The sequence below is a fragment of the Flavicella marina genome (assembly GCF_009193215.1).
GTDB classification, from domain to species: Bacteria; Bacteroidota; Bacteroidia; order Flavobacteriales; family Flavobacteriaceae; genus Flavicella; species Flavicella marina.
Window position 1 is genome coordinate 327,805 of record NZ_VYVA01000002.1, and the last position, 18,512, is coordinate 346,316.

At 33.0% G+C, this 18,512-nt stretch carries 15 protein-coding genes and 1 pseudogene; all 16 read right to left on the reverse strand.

Going from position 1 to position 18,512, the window contains the following annotated elements; translation table 11 throughout:
- Positions 1 to 61: 61 nt before the first annotated feature.
- On the reverse strand, positions 62 to 1,348 hold the full coding sequence (locus tag F6P99_RS06275; RefSeq protein WP_152286609.1) for an MFS transporter: 1,287 nt from the start codon (positions 1,346 to 1,348) through the stop codon (positions 62 to 64).
- Positions 1,349 to 1,359: 11 nt separating this feature from the next.
- A complete protein-coding gene (dgoD, locus tag F6P99_RS06280; RefSeq protein WP_152286610.1) occupies positions 1,360 to 2,508 on the reverse strand; it encodes a galactonate dehydratase in 1,149 nt (382 codons plus the stop codon).
- A gap of 16 nt (positions 2,509 to 2,524) precedes the next feature.
- The gene (locus F6P99_RS06285; protein WP_152286611.1) at positions 2,525 to 4,306 is read right to left on the reverse strand and encodes an arylsulfatase; all 1,782 of its coding nucleotides are present in this window, start codon (positions 4,304 to 4,306) and stop codon (positions 2,525 to 2,527) included.
- Between the two features lie 186 nt (positions 4,307 to 4,492).
- Complete coding sequence (locus F6P99_RS06290; RefSeq protein WP_152286612.1) at positions 4,493 to 4,987, reverse strand: hypothetical protein; 495 nt, start codon at positions 4,985 to 4,987, stop codon at positions 4,493 to 4,495.
- Positions 4,988 to 4,991: 4 nt separating this feature from the next.
- Positions 4,992 to 5,903, reverse strand: coding sequence for a helix-turn-helix domain-containing protein (locus F6P99_RS06295; RefSeq protein WP_152286613.1), 912 nt, complete (start codon positions 5,901 to 5,903; stop codon positions 4,992 to 4,994).
- 10 nt (positions 5,904 to 5,913) lie between these two features.
- Entirely contained in the window at positions 5,914 to 6,864 is a 951-nt protein-coding gene (locus F6P99_RS06300) for an SDR family oxidoreductase (protein WP_152286614.1), read from the reverse strand.
- A gap of 193 nt (positions 6,865 to 7,057) precedes the next feature.
- The gene (gene katG / locus F6P99_RS06305; RefSeq protein ID WP_152286615.1) at positions 7,058 to 9,220 is read right to left on the reverse strand and encodes a catalase/peroxidase HPI; all 2,163 of its coding nucleotides are present in this window, start codon (positions 9,218 to 9,220) and stop codon (positions 7,058 to 7,060) included.
- A gap of 256 nt (positions 9,221 to 9,476) precedes the next feature.
- Complete coding sequence (locus F6P99_RS06310) at positions 9,477 to 12,386, reverse strand: M61 family metallopeptidase (RefSeq protein ID WP_152286616.1); 2,910 nt, start codon at positions 12,384 to 12,386, stop codon at positions 9,477 to 9,479.
- Between the two features lie 43 nt (positions 12,387 to 12,429).
- Complete coding sequence (locus F6P99_RS13495; RefSeq protein WP_262884978.1) at positions 12,430 to 12,561, reverse strand: hypothetical protein; 132 nt, start codon at positions 12,559 to 12,561, stop codon at positions 12,430 to 12,432.
- A gap of 417 nt (positions 12,562 to 12,978) precedes the next feature.
- Complete coding sequence (locus tag F6P99_RS06315) at positions 12,979 to 13,410, reverse strand: VOC family protein (protein ID WP_152286617.1); 432 nt, start codon at positions 13,408 to 13,410, stop codon at positions 12,979 to 12,981.
- Positions 13,403 to 14,470, reverse strand: a complete 1,068-nt coding sequence (locus F6P99_RS06320) for an SRPBCC family protein (RefSeq protein ID WP_193316012.1) — start codon at positions 14,468 to 14,470, stop codon at positions 13,403 to 13,405. The genes F6P99_RS06315 and F6P99_RS06320 overlap by 8 nt, the downstream gene beginning before the upstream one ends.
- A 135-nt stretch (positions 14,471 to 14,605) precedes the next feature.
- The gene (locus tag F6P99_RS06325) at positions 14,606 to 15,454 is read right to left on the reverse strand and encodes a helix-turn-helix domain-containing protein (RefSeq protein WP_152286619.1); all 849 of its coding nucleotides are present in this window, start codon (positions 15,452 to 15,454) and stop codon (positions 14,606 to 14,608) included.
- A gap of 104 nt (positions 15,455 to 15,558) precedes the next feature.
- Entirely contained in the window at positions 15,559 to 15,966 is a 408-nt protein-coding gene (locus tag F6P99_RS06330) for a hypothetical protein (protein ID WP_152286620.1), read from the reverse strand.
- Between the two features lie 378 nt (positions 15,967 to 16,344).
- Positions 16,345 to 16,416, reverse strand: a pseudogene (locus F6P99_RS13540) (DUF2200 family protein); the annotation flags it as partial.
- A gap of 90 nt (positions 16,417 to 16,506) precedes the next feature.
- Positions 16,507 to 17,694, reverse strand: a complete 1,188-nt coding sequence (locus F6P99_RS06340) for a tRNA modification GTPase (RefSeq protein WP_226913030.1) — start codon at positions 17,692 to 17,694, stop codon at positions 16,507 to 16,509.
- A gap of 446 nt (positions 17,695 to 18,140) precedes the next feature.
- Positions 18,141 to 18,497, reverse strand: a complete 357-nt coding sequence (locus F6P99_RS06345; RefSeq protein WP_152286621.1) for a DUF2200 domain-containing protein — start codon at positions 18,495 to 18,497, stop codon at positions 18,141 to 18,143.
- Positions 18,498 to 18,512 lie beyond the last annotated feature (15 nt).

Here is an 18,512-nt window from a genome sequence, read left to right on the forward strand (position 1 = left end):
GTCAATTTTTTAAGATTCTTTGCAAGAAAGAAAATAAAGAGATCACAACGAAAGTATTCAATTATTTGATTCGTTCAACTTTACCAACCAAGAATATATAAGATAATGCAGCTAGAAGTGTGAGCGAACTAATGAAAATTAAAGCAGGCTCAAAATTACCGTCGCTAACTAAGTAACCTATTGCAGTGGGTACAATCATGGCAGATAATCCTCCAACGAAATTAAATGTACCTCCAGTCAATCCGATTAATTCTTTAGGGGCAATCAATGAAACAAATACCCATGTTATGGAAGCCAAACCGTTTCCAAAGAAGGCCACTGACATAAAGAAAGTAACCCAAAATGGATTGTCGGTATAATTTGCCCCAACAATACAAGTTGAAAGTAGCAAACCTACTACAACAGGAGTCTTTCGAGCGATATCAACTGATACATTTTTTTTTGCCATATAATCTGATATAAATCCAGAAAATAAGACTCCAAAAAAAGCAAAAATAAAGGGTACAGAAGCGGTAAAACCTGATTGTAAAAAATTCATCCCCTTATAATCAATTAAATATTTAGGAAACCAAGTTAAAAAAAACATGAGCGTGGCACCTAGACCAAATTGACCAAGGTAGATACCCCATAACTTTCTTTTGGTCAACACTTTTTTTAAATTTTTCCATTCAAATTTGACTGTATCTTTCTGTTTATTTGATGTTGTATCATTAACAAGTGCACCACCATTTTTTATGTATAAAAGTTCTGCTTCATTGATTTTGGTAGAATCTGATGGATCTCTATAAAAGAACATCCAAATGACTCCCCAAACCATTCCAATTCCACCAGTAATGTAAAATAAAGCGCGCCATCCCAAGTAATGCTCAATAGAAATTAATGCAGGAGTTAAAAATGCCAAACCGATAAATTGCCCCGATGTATATGTGGCAATAGCACCCGCTCTTTCATTATCTGGAAACCATTTTGTAATGATGCGGTTGTTTAATGGGTAAGATGGTGCTTCAAACAATCCAATGAATATTCGAAGTACAAGGAGTATAATGAAACTATAGATGAAACCTTGTAATACGGTTGCTATGGACCAAGTTATCAGACAGAAACTATAGAAATATCGAATATTTAATTTGTCAGCTAAATACCCACCTGGAATTTGAGAGAGGGCATAAGCAAGTCCAAATGCCGAGAAGAGATAACCCACTTGAATTGTGGTAAGTCCCAATTCTTCACTAATAAATGAAGCACCTACAGAAATATTACTTCTGTCCATATAATTAATTACCACATTGATAAAAACTGCTGCTAAGATTGTATACCTAGCTTTTGTAGGTTTGATATTTTCAGTCATTTTATTTGATTTTACCATTCTGCAATACTTCCGTCTTCATGTCTCCACACTTCATTTCTCCAATTATGTCCGGTTTTAGCCATTTCACGAACATAATCTTCGTCAACTTCGATTCCCAAACCAGGTCCTTTGGGAATATCTGCATAGCCATCTTTGTATTCAAAGACAGATCTATCTTTGATGTATTTTAACAAATCATCTTCACCACCATAATGAATGCCTAAACTTTGTTCTTGAATGAAAGCATTGTAACAAGATGTATCGATTTGAAAACAAGATGCCAATGCTATTGGTCCTAGGGGACAATGCGGTGCCGCTGCCACATCAAAGGCTTCTGCCATTGAGAGAATTTTTTTACACTCGGTAATACCACCTGCATGTGATAAATCTGGTTGAATAATATCGATAGTTCCGTTAGAAAGAATTTCTTTGAACTGCCATCTGCTAAACATTCTTTCTCCTGTAGCCAATGGAATAGAAGTGACATTAGCTATTTCTCTCAAGGCTTCATTGTTTTCTGGAGTCACAGGCTCTTCTATGAATATTGGTTTGTATTGTTCTAATTCTTTGGCCATTATTTTAGCCATTGGCTTGTGTAACCTTCCATGAAAGTCAATACCGAAATCTAAATCATAACCAACAGCGTCTCGCAAACCAGCGACACGTTCTAATACCTTGTCGATTTTTTTGTAGGAATCAATAAATTGAGCTTGGTCTGTTCCAATTATTTTCACTGTTTGAAATCCACTTTGTTTCGCTTTTAACGCAGCTGCTCCCATCTCTTTTCCATTGTCTCCATAGATCCAAGAATATACTTTTATTTTATCTCTTGTTTTACCACCCAATAGGTCGTAGATAGGAGCGTTGTAGTATTTTCCTTTGATGTCCCATAAAGCTTGGTCAATACCAGATAAAGCGCTCATAAATACAGGACCGCCACGATAAAAACCTCCTCGATATAAAGTGTTCCAATGGTCTTCAATAGGTAAGGGGTCTTTACCAATTAACGTCTCCATAAGTTCTTCAACAGCCTTTGCTGTGGTATCCGTTTTCCCTTCTACAATAGGTTCTCCCCAACCTACAATTCCTTGATCTGTTTCAATTTTAAGAAATAGCCACCTAGGTGGAACTTTGAATAATTCAAAACTTATAATTTTCATGGGTAATGGTGTTAGATTAATTTAATTTGGTAATGTTTACGAATAATGGTCCTTCTGCTAATCTCTCTATTTTTAGATAGGCATGCAAGTTCCCGCTGCTTTTTGGAAGTGCTATTTTTTCAAAAGTGATTTTCTTCTGTCCTGCTTTTACTGGTTGTTTTAAATGGATATCATTGTATTTGAAATGAGCCATTCCATCTTTTGTAATTTCAGGTAAATCATAAGAAATGGTGTAGTTCCCTTTTTCAGTTGTGACACGCCAATGACCAAGTTTGTTGTCTTCAATTACATGTGCACCACCATAGTCAAATCGTGAGATGACTCTTGGTCCACCCCAATCAAAACGAGAAAGAATTACATTTGGCTGAGCATTTGTACCAATACAAATGCGTTGAATCCCTTTCGCTTCTCTTTCTTCTGTGGTTGTATCGAACCAATTTTCATAGGCTTCCAGCATCGTTTCTACGATATCCGGATGTTTGTCAGCGATGTTAATTCGTTCACTTGGATCATTTTCTAAGTCATATAACTCTAAATTTTCTAAAACGTTTTTTAGTTGAAAATCTGTAGGTTGATGTACAATACCATGAGGGAAGTTATGAGGACTAACTAACTTGTACTTCTGACTTCGAGCTGCAAAATGCATGTATTTGAAGGGAGTTGGTCCATAGTGCATTTGTGTAAAAAATATTCTGTCATCAAGTGTAGTTACTTTGTTTTCCCATAAAGGGAGTAAAGATGTACCGTCTAATTGAATTTCTTTTGGAGTCTCAATTTGACATGCATCCAATAGTGTTGGCATTACATCAATAATAGCTCCCATAGTTTTTGATGTTTGTCCCTTCTTAATTTTATTGGGCCAGCTTACATAAAACGGCACGCGAATTCCACAGTCATATACACTTGTTTTGGTTCCTCGTAAATTCGCAACCCATCTCCCAGGGTACGCATCGTTTTTAGTTCTTCGATGTCTTGGGCCATTGTCTGATAAGAAAATAACAATGGTGTTTTTATCAAGTTTCAGTTTTTTCAAAGTTTTTAAGACTCTTCCTACATTTTCGTCGATATTGTCGATCATACCATAGGTAAGCGCATTGTCTTCATGCAAGCCAATTTGTCGGTAAGGTTCTGCTCTGAACTCAGGAACTTGTAACGGAAAATGAGGCAAATTTGTAGAAAGAAAAGCAAAGAATGGTTGCGTTTTGTTTTCGTTTATAAAATTGATCGTGGCATCTGTAAAGATATCATCACAATACCCTTGGTATTTTTTTGAAACATTATTATGTTCTAAAACAGGATTAAAATATGTATTCCCAGCCGGACCTGCAGCTTGACCTATTCCTCCTCCTTTGTGAACCAACGCTTCTTGAAAACCTTGATCTGTTGGACGCATAGGGAAATGATCGCCTAAATGCCATTTACCAAATATCCCGGTTTGGTATCCGTTGCTGCTTAAAATTTCTGCTAACGTAATTTCAGAACTGTTCATAAAATGGTCGACTTGTGTAACAGCAGTAACACCAGTTCTATATGGATACCTACCTGTCATTAAACTAGCACGAGAGGCTGAACAATTGGGTGAGGCTACAAAATGTGACATTTCTAAACCTAGCTTTCCAATTTTTTCAATGTTTGGTGTTTTTAAATAAGGGTTACCATGTGCACCAATATCACCATATCCCTGATCGTCAGACATCATAATAATGATGTTAGGTCTATCGTTTTGTGCTAGTATTCCTTCGCCATAAAAAAAAGCAGCAGCAAAGGTTAAAGTGATAATTAAAGATGTAATTTTCATGAGTGCTCTAATTTTTTTTAAAATTAGAACTTTAGAACTGACAAAAATTAACTGAAATTATCTGATGTGACTCGATATTACCATCTTTTTGTGAATAAATGGAATAAGGAGGCAATATTGAATAGTTATATTGTTTTTTACTGAATATGGAGTATATCTTTATTATATGAAGTGTTTTTAGTACGTTTATTTTAGTACTTTTAATTCTTTATGGTAAGTTTCAATTCTAGCGTAGGCGGTTCCGTCAACTAATAATATAATGGTTAACATGGCAATGGTGGTAATACAAATTGCCCTCCAGATCGGTGCTCCCGTGAATAACAGTGTTATGGCTGCTAAACAAATTAGAATAGGAATTACTTTGAAAACAACAGCATATTCTTTTAAAGTACTTTCTGTTCTTTCTATTTCAGATTTATAAAACGAATTTTCATTTGTTTGGTGTGCTTTTTTAAATTGTGTAATCCTTGATTTGTTAGTGTAAAACAAACCTAACCCAATTGTCATGAGTAATAGCCCAGCTACTAAAGTAGGTAGGACATAAGCTTTTGCTAAATCTGTTTTTCCTAATTGCCAGAAGCCGCTACTTGCAATTAAAAAGAGAATGGCAAATAAAATAAAAAAACGTGTTGAGAAGACTTCAGATTTTGCCCATTCTGTAGCGAGTTTTAATAGTTCCATATGTTTAATTTTGTTTGAATTTTTCTCTGTATTCGGTTGGAGTTATATGTTCAACTTTTTTAAATAATCGTGAAAAGTAAGGCGGGTATTCAAAGCCTAAATCATAGGCTACATCAGCAATACTTTTATCGGGATGTAATAAAAAACTTTTTGCTTTATTTATAATGTGTAGTTGCAAATGTTCGGTAGTCGTTTTACCAGTTTCTTTTTTTAACGTATCACTTAAATATCTTTGAGATACAGCCATTTTTTTTGCAATTTTTTCAATAGTAGGAATGCCATTTTCTTGCAATTGATTTGAATCAAAATATGCAGATAGATTTCTGTTGAATTTTTCTAAAAGGATAGTCGATATTTCTTTCCTATTTAAAAACTGTCTTTCGTAGAAACGATTTGCATACTTTAATAAGGTATCGAGATGAGAGATAATAATCTCTTTACTAAAACCATCTTGATTGTTTAGGTATTCAATTTCTATGTTCTTAACAATTGATTCTAATTGTAGTTCTTCTTTGGGAGATAAATGTAAAGATTCATTTACTGAATAGGAAAAGAAACTGTATTTTTTAATCTGAGTATCTAATGCAGTTCCTTTTAAAAAATCTTCATGAAAATTTATTGAAAACCCTTTTTGATCGTAAATAACAGATTCGTCCCATTGTAGCGTTTGTCTTGGAGCAATAAAAATTAATGCACCATTTGCAAAATCGTATTGGGTACGACCATAATTTAAATTTCCTTTGATTATTTTTTTTAAACTAATCGAATAACAGTCATTAGTAATAGGAGGTGAGCTTTTAATAGGGCATGGTAGAAAACCATTTTCTTTCGAGGAAAAAATGCTTAACATTGGATGCTCAGGAGCAGGAAGCTCGAGATATTCAAGATAAGAAGATAAGGATTTAAAGTGTTTCATGGTTACTATATTAAAAATTCCATTGAATACCTGTTTCTTTTTCCGATAGCTCCCAAAGTTTTTTTGATATGGTTTTGTCTGTTGCGTGAGGTTTTAATGTATGTGCACCAACAGGGCCTGTCCAATTATTTCTACCTGTAGGGCCATAAAAACCTTTTTCGTCTAATTCAGGTTCAGTTGCACACATTAATTGTGGGTAAGCTCCTCTCTCTGCAGATTGTGTAAGTGGTGATAATTTCATTAAATTGAAGATGAACTTCATCATAAAACTACCGCTTGAATTGATAAGATTTGTTCGTGATGATCCAGGATGACAAGCATATGCTTTGACTTTAGAGTTGTGTGCTTCTTTTAGTCTGTCTTGTAGTTCGTATATTGACATGATTTGTGCTAACTTACTTTGACTATAGGCATTATTTGGAGTATAACCTTCGTTCCAATTCAAATCATCAAATTTGATGGTTTTAATTCCCATATCATAGCCAAGACTTCCAACGGTAACAATTCTTCCATTTGATTTCTCAATAAGTGGAAATAACAAAGCTTGTAATGTGAAATTACCGAAGAAATTTGTTCCCATTTGACTTTCCCAACCATCAACAGTTAAAACTTGATTAGGTACTTGCGCTATAGCTGCATTGCAAATTAACGCATCTATTTGTGGGATTGTTTTTAATATTTCCTTAGCTGCATTTTTTACGGATTCTTGTTCTGCTAAATCCATTTTTATATTGACTACCTCTATTGCATTTCCAAGTACGTTTTTCAAAGATTCAATTGTGTTTTCTGCCTTTTTAAGGTTTCTATTAAGCATTACCACTTTTGCTCCTTTTGACAACAGTATTCTTGAAGCTTCATATCCGGTTCCGCTTGTAGTACCTGTAACCACAAACACTTTTCCTTTTAAGTTTTTTATTCTGTCAGGAGTCCATCCCTTTTTACCAAATTGTGTGTGTTTCATGACGTCTATTTGTTTGAATTATTTAGTAATACAAAGGTAGACCTCATTGGTACTTACATTGTTATACAATATTTCAAAAGTCGTATACTTTTTGGTATATCATTGTTTTGTTGTAGTGATTTTGCTTGGTTACTTAAATAGTAATCCAAGCAAAAAGCACGCAACGCTTTTTGATTTCAATTTTATAATTGTTTTAGTTGACATCAAAACGATCAGCATTCATTACTTTTACCCAAGCATTAACGAAGTCGTTAGCAAATTTTGTTTTGTTGTCATCCTGTGCATAGAATTCACTGTATGCGCGAAGTACTGAATTCGAACCAAAGATAATATCAGCTCTGGTTGCTGTCCATTTTACTGTACCTGAAGCTCTATCAATTATATGGTAAAGATTTTCTTCGATTGGTTTCCATGTGTACTTCATGTCCGTTAAGTTTACGAAAAAATCATTACTTAAAGTACCTATATTGTCTGTGAAAACTCCGTGTAATGTACTTCCATGATTTGTTCCTAAAACTCGCATACCACCAATTAATGCTGTCATTTCTACGGCAGATAATTTCAGTAATTGTGCTTTGTCAAGTAACATTTCTTCTGCAGAAACTGCATATTTTTTCTTGGTCCAATTTCTAAAACCATCGTGTAAAGGCTCAAGCACATCAAACGAAGCTGCATCTGTCATTTCTTTAGAAGCATCACCTCTTCCAGGTGTAAACGGTACTGTAATTGAAGGATCTATCGCTTGTGCCGTTTTCTCTATGGCTGCAGAACCACCTAAGACTATCAAGTCAGCAATACTTATATTTTTGCTAAATGATGCTTGAATTTCAGCTAGTTTGTTTAGAACTTTCTGTAATCGTTTTGGTTCGTTTCCTTCCCAATCTTTTTGAGGGGCTAAACGTATTCTTGCACCATTTGCACCACCACGATAATCAGAACCTCTAAATGTTCTAGCGCTATCCCAAGACGTATTGATTAGTTCTGATGATGTTAAACCACTGGAAAGAATTTTTTCTTTTAATTCTTTAATCTCTGATTCGCTTAATGTATAATCTACCGTTGGGATTGGGTCTTGCCAAATTAAATTTTCATTCGGAACATCAGCTCCTAAATATCGAGTTTTCGGTCCTAAATCACGATGTGTTAATTTAAACCAAGCTCGTGCAAATACATCTTTAAAGTATTCTGGATCTTTATGGAATTTTTCTGAGATTTTTCTGTATTCTGGGTCAACTTTCATAGCCATATCTGCGTCTGTCATGATTGGGTTTTGACGTTTACTAGCATCGTGTGCGTCAATCGGCATGTCATGTTGATCGATGTCTTTTGGTTCCCATTGCCAAGCTCCAGCTGGACTTTTACTTAGTTCCCAATCATATTTAAGTAACAAATGAAAATAAGAGTGGTTCCATTTGTAAGGAGTAGAGGTCCAAGCTCCTTCAAGGCCACTGGTTATAGTATCTTCAGCATTTCCTTTTCCACTAGGGTTCAACCAACCTAAACCTTGATCTTCGATGTTAGCTCCTTCCGGATCTGAACCCAGTTTACTGGCGTCTCCATTTCCATGAGCTTTACCGACTGTATGTCCACCTGCTGTTAGTGCAACTGTTTCTTCATCATTCATTGCCATTCTAGCAAAAGTTGTGCGCACATCTTTAGCAGTTTTCAAAGGATCGGGTTTTCCATCAACACCTTCAGGGTTTACATAAATTAATCCCATTTCTACTGCAGCCAAAGGGTTTTCTAAAGATTCACTAGCTTCACTACTATAACGATCTTTTGTTAACCATTCTTTTTCGTCACCCCAGTAAATGTCTTTTTCTGGGTGCCAAATATCCTCACGACCTCCTGCAAATCCGAAAGTTTTGAATCCCATAGATTCATATGCCATGTTTCCTGCCAATATGATTAAATCAGCCCAAGAAAGTGCATTTCCGTATTTTTTTTTGATAGGCCATAACAATCTTCTTGCTTTGTCAAGGTTTGCATTGTCTGGCCAACTATTTAATGGAGCAAATCGTTGATTACCTGTGTTGCTACCACCTCGTCCATCAGCTATTCTATAAGTTCCCGCTGCATGCCAGGCCATACGAATCATTAAACCACCGTAATGTCCCCAGTCTGCAGGCCACCAATCTTGACTATCTGTCATTAAGTCTTTAAGATCAGTTTTTACGGTCTCTAAATCAAGTTTTTTAAATGCTGTTGCGTAATCAAAGTCTTCATCAAACGGAGAGGTCTTTTTGTCGTGTTGATGTAAAATGTCAAGGTTTAAGGTTTTTGGCCACCAGTCTAGCACATCATTTTTTGTCTGTGAATTCGCTCCATGAAAAGGGCATTTACTTTCTTGATTCATAATAATTCAATGTTTTTTGATAATTAGCGTGAGGTACTTTATTTCTGTCGTTGTTATCTAAAAATAAATACCTATTCATTTTTGAAAGTAATTTACAAAATAATACGTTATTAATTTATTATCAAGACGATATGTTATTTAGTGATGTTTTAAAGAAAAATGAAAAGTCAGTTTTGAATTTTAAGTAAATTGAACTGATTGTTTTTTGTTAGGGGATTAATAGAATGATTTATTGAATTTAAAAAAAGAATACAAATTATCTTTCTAAAGCATTGAAGTTGGCAACTTCTTTTAAGAATACATCCAATTCTGATCTGTTAAAATAGGTTCCTTTTAGCATCACACCTTCTATGCTTTTCGTGTTTTTTATATCTTTTAATGGGTTGTGATTTAACAAAACCAGATTTGCATTTTTACCAGTTGTGATAGTCCCTTCCATAGATATGGTGTTTAAATACCTAGCGGCATTCACTGTACTTGCTTTTAATATTTCATAAGGAGTTAAGCCAGAATCTTGTAAATATTCAAATTCTTTGTGTATAGAGAATCCAGGTACAACCATTCCAAAAGTATCACTTCCTGTTAGAAGAGGAACCTCATGCTCATTTAAAATTTTTGTGAATTTTTTCATCCAATCATAAAAGTTCTGAAAAAATATATCTGAGTCTATACCTACGATTTGTATGTCTTTTAGTTGTACCCGATAATGGTTCTTTTCAGTAAGGTATTTTTGATATTCACCACGTGTTAGATAATTTGATTCTGGATGTTTTTGTAAAGCTTCGAATTTTTGATCATCAAAGTATTGCAGAATCATTTCGAAAATAACCAAAGTGGGGGCAACGTATATTCCGCTTTCTTTGATTTGTTTTGCAGCATTGTTCAAGTACTTTTTGTCGTGGATAAGTATTTTAGAATTTTCAAAATTATCAACATTTTCGTAAACATTGCCCTCTTGAAAAATGTAAATAAATTCTTCTACATGTTCGATAGATTTCATTCTTAATGAGTATTCTAAAGGAAGATTATGCTGTCCATGACCAATCACAGTTACATTGTGTTTGAATGCTTCATCCAATAGTTTTAAATAATTTTCTTTTGGAATGTCGACACCGTCACCAATTTTTAAAAAGTCATATTCTTTTTGTTGATGTTCTTTTACAATACGCTCTATAGCGTCGAATGTTTTTAATTCGTCATAGCTTAAGTAAGGACCAGTTGTAAAGTAATTTGGACCTAAAATGCCTCCGTTTTTTGTTTTTTCTCTTATGCTTACATGGTCTTGACCACCGTATTCAGCCATATTTCTTGCGGTAGTGATACCATTGGCAAGTAATAATTTGAATTCATTTTCGATTGGACTTTTTGTGTCTCTCCAATGATAGTGCATTTCTGATAAACCAGGAATAAGGTATTTTCCTGTACCGTCAATACTAGTAGTAGCCTTGTATGCTATTGCATTGGTGCTAGGACTGATACTAATAATTTTCCCGTCAATAACTACTACATTTTGGTCTTTTAAAACCTTGTTTTCAGTCATCGGGATAACATTCACGTGCTCGAATACTACGATGTTTTTGCTGTTGTTTAACCAATGTTTTCTAGTTTCTAATTGGAGTTCAGAGGCGTTTTCATTTGCAATGACCTTATCATCTAATAAAACGAGTCCAACCATGTCTAGATAGTTTTGGTAGGGGATAGGTGTGCTTCCTTCTAAATAATTTGTAAAGAAATTTCCTATCGATGGATAGGTCAATTTTGTAATCTCTTCTAAAAGGTCGTCATCGTTAAAAGGAGTTTCTTTTCCGTATGTGTCGGATAATGCTTTCATCAAAGTTAATAAGCTTTTTTCGCCTTTACTTTCTTTACGAATTAAGATATCTAAACACATTCCAATAAGTGCTCCTTTTTGATATACGTTTGGGTAATTTTTACTGTAAGGTTCATGAAGAATATTTTCACTCATCAAAGTAGTACTCATCGTATCATCGTACTTTTTTGAACGCTTTATTTTTTTTGATAGAATACTGTAAAATTTTTCTTCAGTAACGAGTCCTTGGTCTACTTGAAATAGTTTAGCAAAATATTCAGTTACACCCTCGTACAGCCACAAATGCTTAGAAAAACTCGGATTGTGGTAATTGAAATTATGGATGTCTTCTGAGTGAATACTAAGTGGAGTTATCGTATGAAAAAACTCATGAGAAATAAAGTATTTTAAGTCGTCAAATAATTCGTCTTTTGGAGTGTTTTCAGGCATAACCATTACGGTTGATGTATGGTGCTCTAAAGCTCCGTAGTCCTCTGGATTTATTTCTTTTCCATCAAAAAAGTAAATTTGGATGTCGTATCTCGAAGTAGTACTACCATAGTCTTTCAAGTAGTTGATTTGAGCTTTCATAGTGTTTTCTACTACGTTTCTTATTTCTTTAGCGGTATATTTTTTGTTCGGTGAATAAGAGCTGATTACAATTTCTATATCATGGATAGTGAATTTTTCAATATCAATGTGGCCATACATGATTGGGTTGTCTACTACTTCGAAATACCTTGATGCTGAGAAATTGGTAATGGTTGTTTTACTTTTGTAATCAATAGAACTAGATGCTACTTTTAAACCAGTAGAGAACTTATAACTATCTGGGGCACTAATTTTTATGTTGTATTTGTTGTTTTCTAAATTTTCGAAATATCCGATAAAACCATGAAGGTTTAACACGTAATTGTCAGGATCAATGTTTGTTCCTGCAGGGAACTGAGGTATATTTTTAAACTCACCTTCTTTTAAATCGAAAGTGTCTTGAATATAATAAGTGATTTTTGACAGTTTACTCGCTTTGTTTATTTGCCATGAATTGATGTCTTTTTTAGAAACATCAAGTTCTTTTCCTTTTTTATCGTATGCTTTAAATTCATGTACGAACCTTCCAAAATCACTGATAGCATAGGTGCCTTGAACCACTTTTGGAAGTCTATATATTATAGATTTGCTATCTAGATTTTGGATGTATAAGGTAACCGGAACCAAATCGTTTTTTACTTTGGTTAAATCTAGTGCTACAGTAATTGTTGGCGTTGTTTCTTTTTTTAATTCCTCTGCTTTTGAAATAGAAATATTTAGAAAACAGACTAAGAGAATAAGGGGTTGTAAAAGAGATTTCATCATTGAAGTTTATTGTTTGAGAATAATTTAGCAAAGGTCTATTTTATTAGAACTTCAAACCTACTAAAAAGAAAACAAAATATCCCAACACACAGCGAGGAGAACTAATTCCGTTTTCATGTTCATGATATAGGACTTCATTAGGAATATTCGCTAGTTCTTTAAATGTAGTAATCATTGTAGGTTTTTATGCTTATCATTTCTTGTTATGTTTGATTTGCATAAATGCAAGATATGAAATCCAAATTGCAATAATACCTATTATTAAGTTTCCGATGAAAGAGATATGAAACATACGGAATAGAATAATAGAGAAACTTGCAATGACCCACGAGACATCTAATAATGATATGCTGTTTACTAACTTCTTGTTGTTCAAAAATTTTAGAGCAATCAAAAATACATAGAATGAAAAAAACACCAAACCTAAGCCTGTTATAGTAAAAACTAAAGTATCTTCAATAAGGAACAATGAAGAAAAGTATTTTGAGAAAAAGATTAGTAGTAATCCACTGAACCCTGAAAAAGCTGCATTTAAAATAAGGTGTGTTTTTAGTGTTTTCATGATGAAATTAGTATGTTTTTATGTGACTTTCTATGTGTTTAATTCTTTTTGTAAATCGAAATCAGAAAAATGTAAAATAAATCCGTTAATGTCTTGGATTACAAATTCATTCGCACCGTTGTAAGGAGTAACCGCAAGAGGTCTAATAACATCAGCTTTGTTTTTTATTGCTTCGTACCATTGTACAATATTTTCAACTCTTATCCATAGCGTTAAGGCTGCTCCATTTTTTTGATTTTCTAATTCAGGAAATTCTTCGGTAAGCGAAGTCGTACTCTGTAAGAAGAGTTCGATATTATCTTTTTTAATATAAGCCCAATAGGCTATATCATTGTTGGTAGATTTATAAACAGTTTCAAACCCAAGATTGTTATAATAATTAAGTGTTTTATCTACATCTGGTACCATTAAATTGTTTGATATTGATAATAGTTTACTTTTGTTTTCTGTTGCTTTATTCATTTTGTCTGTGGTTTTCTAATTGTCTTTTTTTAGCTTCTGAGACCTCACCGGTTTCAGCATAAATTTTTAATTCATTTTGTACAATTCTTACTTGTTTTTTCATTTGTTGGGTAATCAATCCACTCAAAAAGAAACCTGATATAGGTTTCATGTGCATAGTTATGTCCATTACTATTCTTGATTGGTTTTTACTAATTTCTACTACTTTCCAATGGTTGCTTGCTAATGAAATAAATCCAGGAGTTCCTTCAGTTAAATTATAAGCTAATTCTCTGTTTTCATCACTAAATAATATCAGCTCTTCCGTTACTTTATTCCCTTTACTGATGTTCGTTTCACAGGTTCTGGTAGAGCAGGTTGCGCCTTCAAAACGAGATTCACCAGATCCATAGGAGTGATTCAATGTTGAAGTCCATTCGGCTGTTTTATCGAATTCTCTACAAATAGCCCAAAGTGAGTCTGCAGAAACATAAACAATGTCACTTGTCAATGTTTCTTTTACAATTTTAAATTTTGATTCTTGTTTTAATTGCTCATTTTGGAGTTGTTGTATTCTATTTTTTTTTGATGGAGATAGCTCACCTTTTTCAGCATAATATTTTACATCGTAAAAAATCCCATTTGCGTTTTTGTTTATTGCCTTTAACATAGGCTTCTTTAAAAAGAAAGCTTGAAATTTTTTCATATACATTACTGTTGTGATTTTCACAACAGATTTGTTGTGTCCTGTATCGATAACTTCATATTGCGTCTCATTTGAAATAATAAATTTAGGAAATTTAGTTGAAGCAAATCTGATGATTCGACTCTCTGGGGTATATACAATTAGATCTTCGTGGGATTTATGATGGCCTTTTGAGTTCACAGAACTCACTCTTTTACTCCATGTAATACCTTCAAAAATTTCAGGACCAAAATAATCTGTGCTGTCGAGTAAAGTGCTCCAAATAGATATATCTGGATGTTTGATGATGTTCCAAACAGAATCTGCAGAAATGTTCATGGTTTCGCTTGTTCTAATTGTTTTAATTTCTGAATATTTTTTTTTATTCTGTGCCATAACTTTTGAATTAAATGCAGTAATTAATAATGTAAATAGCATTATTATTATAGATCGCTTTATTTTCATAATTTACTTTATATCTAAAGCAAATTTATGTGTTGAATGTGGCAAGGATTCGTCTGTAAAGTTTTTCTATTTGTCTGAGAAGTTTGATCTGTATTCTGAAGGAGAGACACCATATTTGTTCTTGAAAACTCTAGACATGTGAGCTAAGGTTTTAAATTCACAATCATAAGCGATATTACTTAGTGAGTCGTTGGATACGGTTATCAGTTGAGCAACTTTTTCAATACGTTTCCCAATAAGATAGTTGTTTGGGGTGTCGTTGTAAATTTCTTTAAATGTTTTTTTAAAAGTCGATAAACTTTGGTTTGTCAATTGTGCCAATTCTTCAATACCTAGCGAAGAACAAATATGTGCGTTTATCACCTCTTTAAAAGCAAACGTTTTTCTTTTGTAGAGATTGGTCATAATTCCCAATACCTCTGAAGAATTGTCTGAATTAAGGAGTAATAAGATGAGCTCTTTAACTTTTAATTCAAGTAATTCTTCATTTACCAATTCTTGGTTGTCAAATATGGAAACTAGGCTAGAAGCATACTGTTCTAATAGAATATTGCTGTCTATCATCGCAGAATTCACAAGTAATTCATGAGAATTTTTGTTAGAAAGAGGTGAGTGTGAATTAAAATAAAGCTTGTCAAATACTTCTTTGTGAAATTTAACTACGATAGCTTGGTAATCTGTTATGCCGTTAATAGCTGTTGTACAAAATGAACTATTACCACACTTTGCGAGTAACGCTTGCTTCTCACTAAGATGAATTTCATCGGTTTCTGAATAATCAATACATCCACCTTTTAAAATATATACAAACGCCGCTTCGTCTTCTGGCATAGGTGTAGCCATTTTTATGGGTGCTGTTATTGTCACCAAATTGAACAAGGGCTTACCGAATAATTCTATTGTTTTTACCTCCATAATGTTATAAAATTAAGATAGATTTTATTGGTGAGTTTGTCTGAGAAGTTTTTTGTAAAAAAAGAGTATCATTTGATGCTAGTTAGTTTATCGTACCTCACAATTTATTCAGTTTCTTCAAGATCTGACAATAATTCAAATAGAATAAAATATACTTTGTTTTCGTATTCAGAAAGTTCATCTGCTTCTTGAATAAATCGTATAGATAATTGTTCAATCAATGTTTTGATCTCCGTATCGGTTCTGTTTAAGATTTGAATTGCTCGATCTACCAGATTGTCATTGTACTGATGCAAACTAGCGATTAGAAGGCGTGCGTTGTTAATATTGCTGTCCTCTTTTAACAGACAGCCAATGATTCCAATGCTTTCATAGGATTCAGTTTTACATGCGTTTAAGAGATTTAAATCCTCTTGTGTTAATTCTATTTGTTTTTCGAATAATCGCGTCAGTTCAGAATGCCTTTCGTAATCACTATTGGGGTTCAGAATTTTTTGCTTGTCTAAATTCATAGCACTCTTTTTGCAGCAATTTAAATATAAATTTTAGGAATTGGCTAGGAGGGGGCTATTCTAATTACAAACCCTCAACTTTGATATTGTTCATTTTTTTCCACATAGCAATATTGCCGCTATGTACAGCGCGGTGTGTTATTAGGTGATGTGAAAACCAAGAATCTAAATTGGTATAAAATTGAGCGAGCATTTTGCTTGGGTGAATGCTTTTTCTTTGTTGATCAGATAAGTTTGTATACACGTTCAAAAGGGTGTCATAGGATACAATAAAAATTTATATAATTCCTTGATTGTATTGTTCATTATTCAAAACTTGAGCTACTAATATTATAGTGCTAAGTTCTGTTTTTAAAATACCAATTGCAATAGTGTAATTTAATCAAGTATAAATATTTTTTCTAAACTCCACCCTTTGGCTAATTCATCAACCAGTTTGTCTAAATATCTTACTTATTGAGTTAAAGGCATTCTATTCCTTGTACTTGGAACGAATCAATTCCAGTAATGAATATAAAACTATTTAAAAGATTCAAGCTGTTAGAAAAGTGTATATCCGAATATGACAGACATAGTTTTATAATCAGAAATCCATGTTGCGTAATCCTTTAAAATGTCTCTTTTCGTATGATATCTAAATTCTAGACTGTATTTATTGTTGTAATTGTAACCTACACCCAAAGCTAAATTAACCTTAGAACTAACATCTAGGGTTCCAATATTTGAATTAAAGGGAATATCGTAAATGAAAGAACCGTTTACAAAAAATTTCGATTTTTCGTTTAAAAACATATAATGTCTAATTCCAATTGGTAGTTCTATTGACTTATAATTTACTTCTGTGTCACTAGAACTCAAGAGTCCTGAACCTTCTCCTGTAAAATATTGGTAAGTAGGTTCTACTATTATGGCCCATTTGTTATTGTTAAACTTCATTATGAATTCGAGTTCTAGTCCCATTCGAAACGTCATTTTATTTCCGAAATCTATGTTTTTCGAACGAGCATAATCATTACTTATAGCTAAAGAAGAGCTATTTATACCGGGTCTAATGTTCAAATTAAAAAGATCTGTCTTTGATTTTTCTTCAAAATTTACAAATTCTGAGTTTTTACAGGTGTTGTACTTGACAAATATTTTTAATAGTTCATTCTGTTTATATTCTAGATGTTTTAAGTTGTCCATAGAAATATCGGTACAACTCAAATTATTATACAATTGACGTCTAAACTCTTTGTTGAATGCTATATTATTATTGTCTTTTTTGTATTCTACGTATATAAGTTGTTCGATGCTTTTGTCGGTAGTTTCGTAAAAGTATCTCGTAAGACTTTTGTCTTTGTACATCAATAAAGTAGCATCACCTTCAATCAATACTTTTAAAAATAGCCTTTCTTTCTTGAATACAGGATTCTTATTACTAGATAATAAGTCGAGATTCGTGTTGTAAGATCTATCAATAAGAACGTCATATCTTAAGTGTTTTGAAAAATCATTGATTCCAAATTCTTTTACAGAATCAATGGTTAATGTTTGCTTTTCGGCTTGTTCTGATACTTTGAATTCAAATTTGGTTGGATTATTATTCCAATCTGAATTTTTTATCAAACCAGTGATTTTTGTGTTCGTATTGTCAATATAATATCCATCTACAAAAGATATTTGAGCGTTACCGTTAATTGAAAAGATGAAAGCAATAGTGAAAAATAAAAGGTAAATCTTGTTCATTTTTTTTTTTTTTTTGTAAAAGTCAACTACTTATTTGAATTTAGAAAAACACATTACGATGATTACTTATTACCTCTTTTTTGCGATTGTATGCAATAGGGAAGAGGTATGTAAAAGCATTTGTTTTCGTATCGTAGTTCGCGAATTTCATAGCATTAATTGCTGGCAATTTAAAAATAAAAACAATACAAAAAGAAGTGAAGGTATGTAAAATACTGATTGTTATTAACAGTTTTACAATCTGTCAAAGAGTTGTGTGGAATGGGTTTTTATTGAGTCAAATAGCTTAAAATAAGTGCATTGATAATTTTATTTTGTTGTTGAGTTATGTAATGAAAACAATAATCTGTTCCATATGTTAAAAAGAGTATTGAGATAGTTGTAATAAAATGTCAGGTATCGTTTTCAAAATAAGAAGAATCTATTCGATGACTTTAGGATTTAATTTATTCATGTCTACATATTTTTTCTAAACTCCACCCTTTGGCTAATTCATCAACCAATTTGTCTAAATATCTTACTTGTTGAGTCAAAGAGTTTTGAATTTCCTCGACTTTATAACCGCAAATTTTTCCAGTGATTTGATGGGCATTTTTATTCATAGTTGCACCAGAGAAAAACGATTCAAATGTTTCGTTAGTTTCTATTCGTTCATGAAGTTTATCTTCATTATAACCAGTTAACCATTCTATTACTTCATGCAACTCTTTCTTCGTTCTTCCCTTTTTTTCAATTTTCGTGACATAGTGTGGGTAGATAGATGCGAAAGTCATTTTTGCTATTCTCTCATCTTGTTTCGTCATAATAATATATTTATT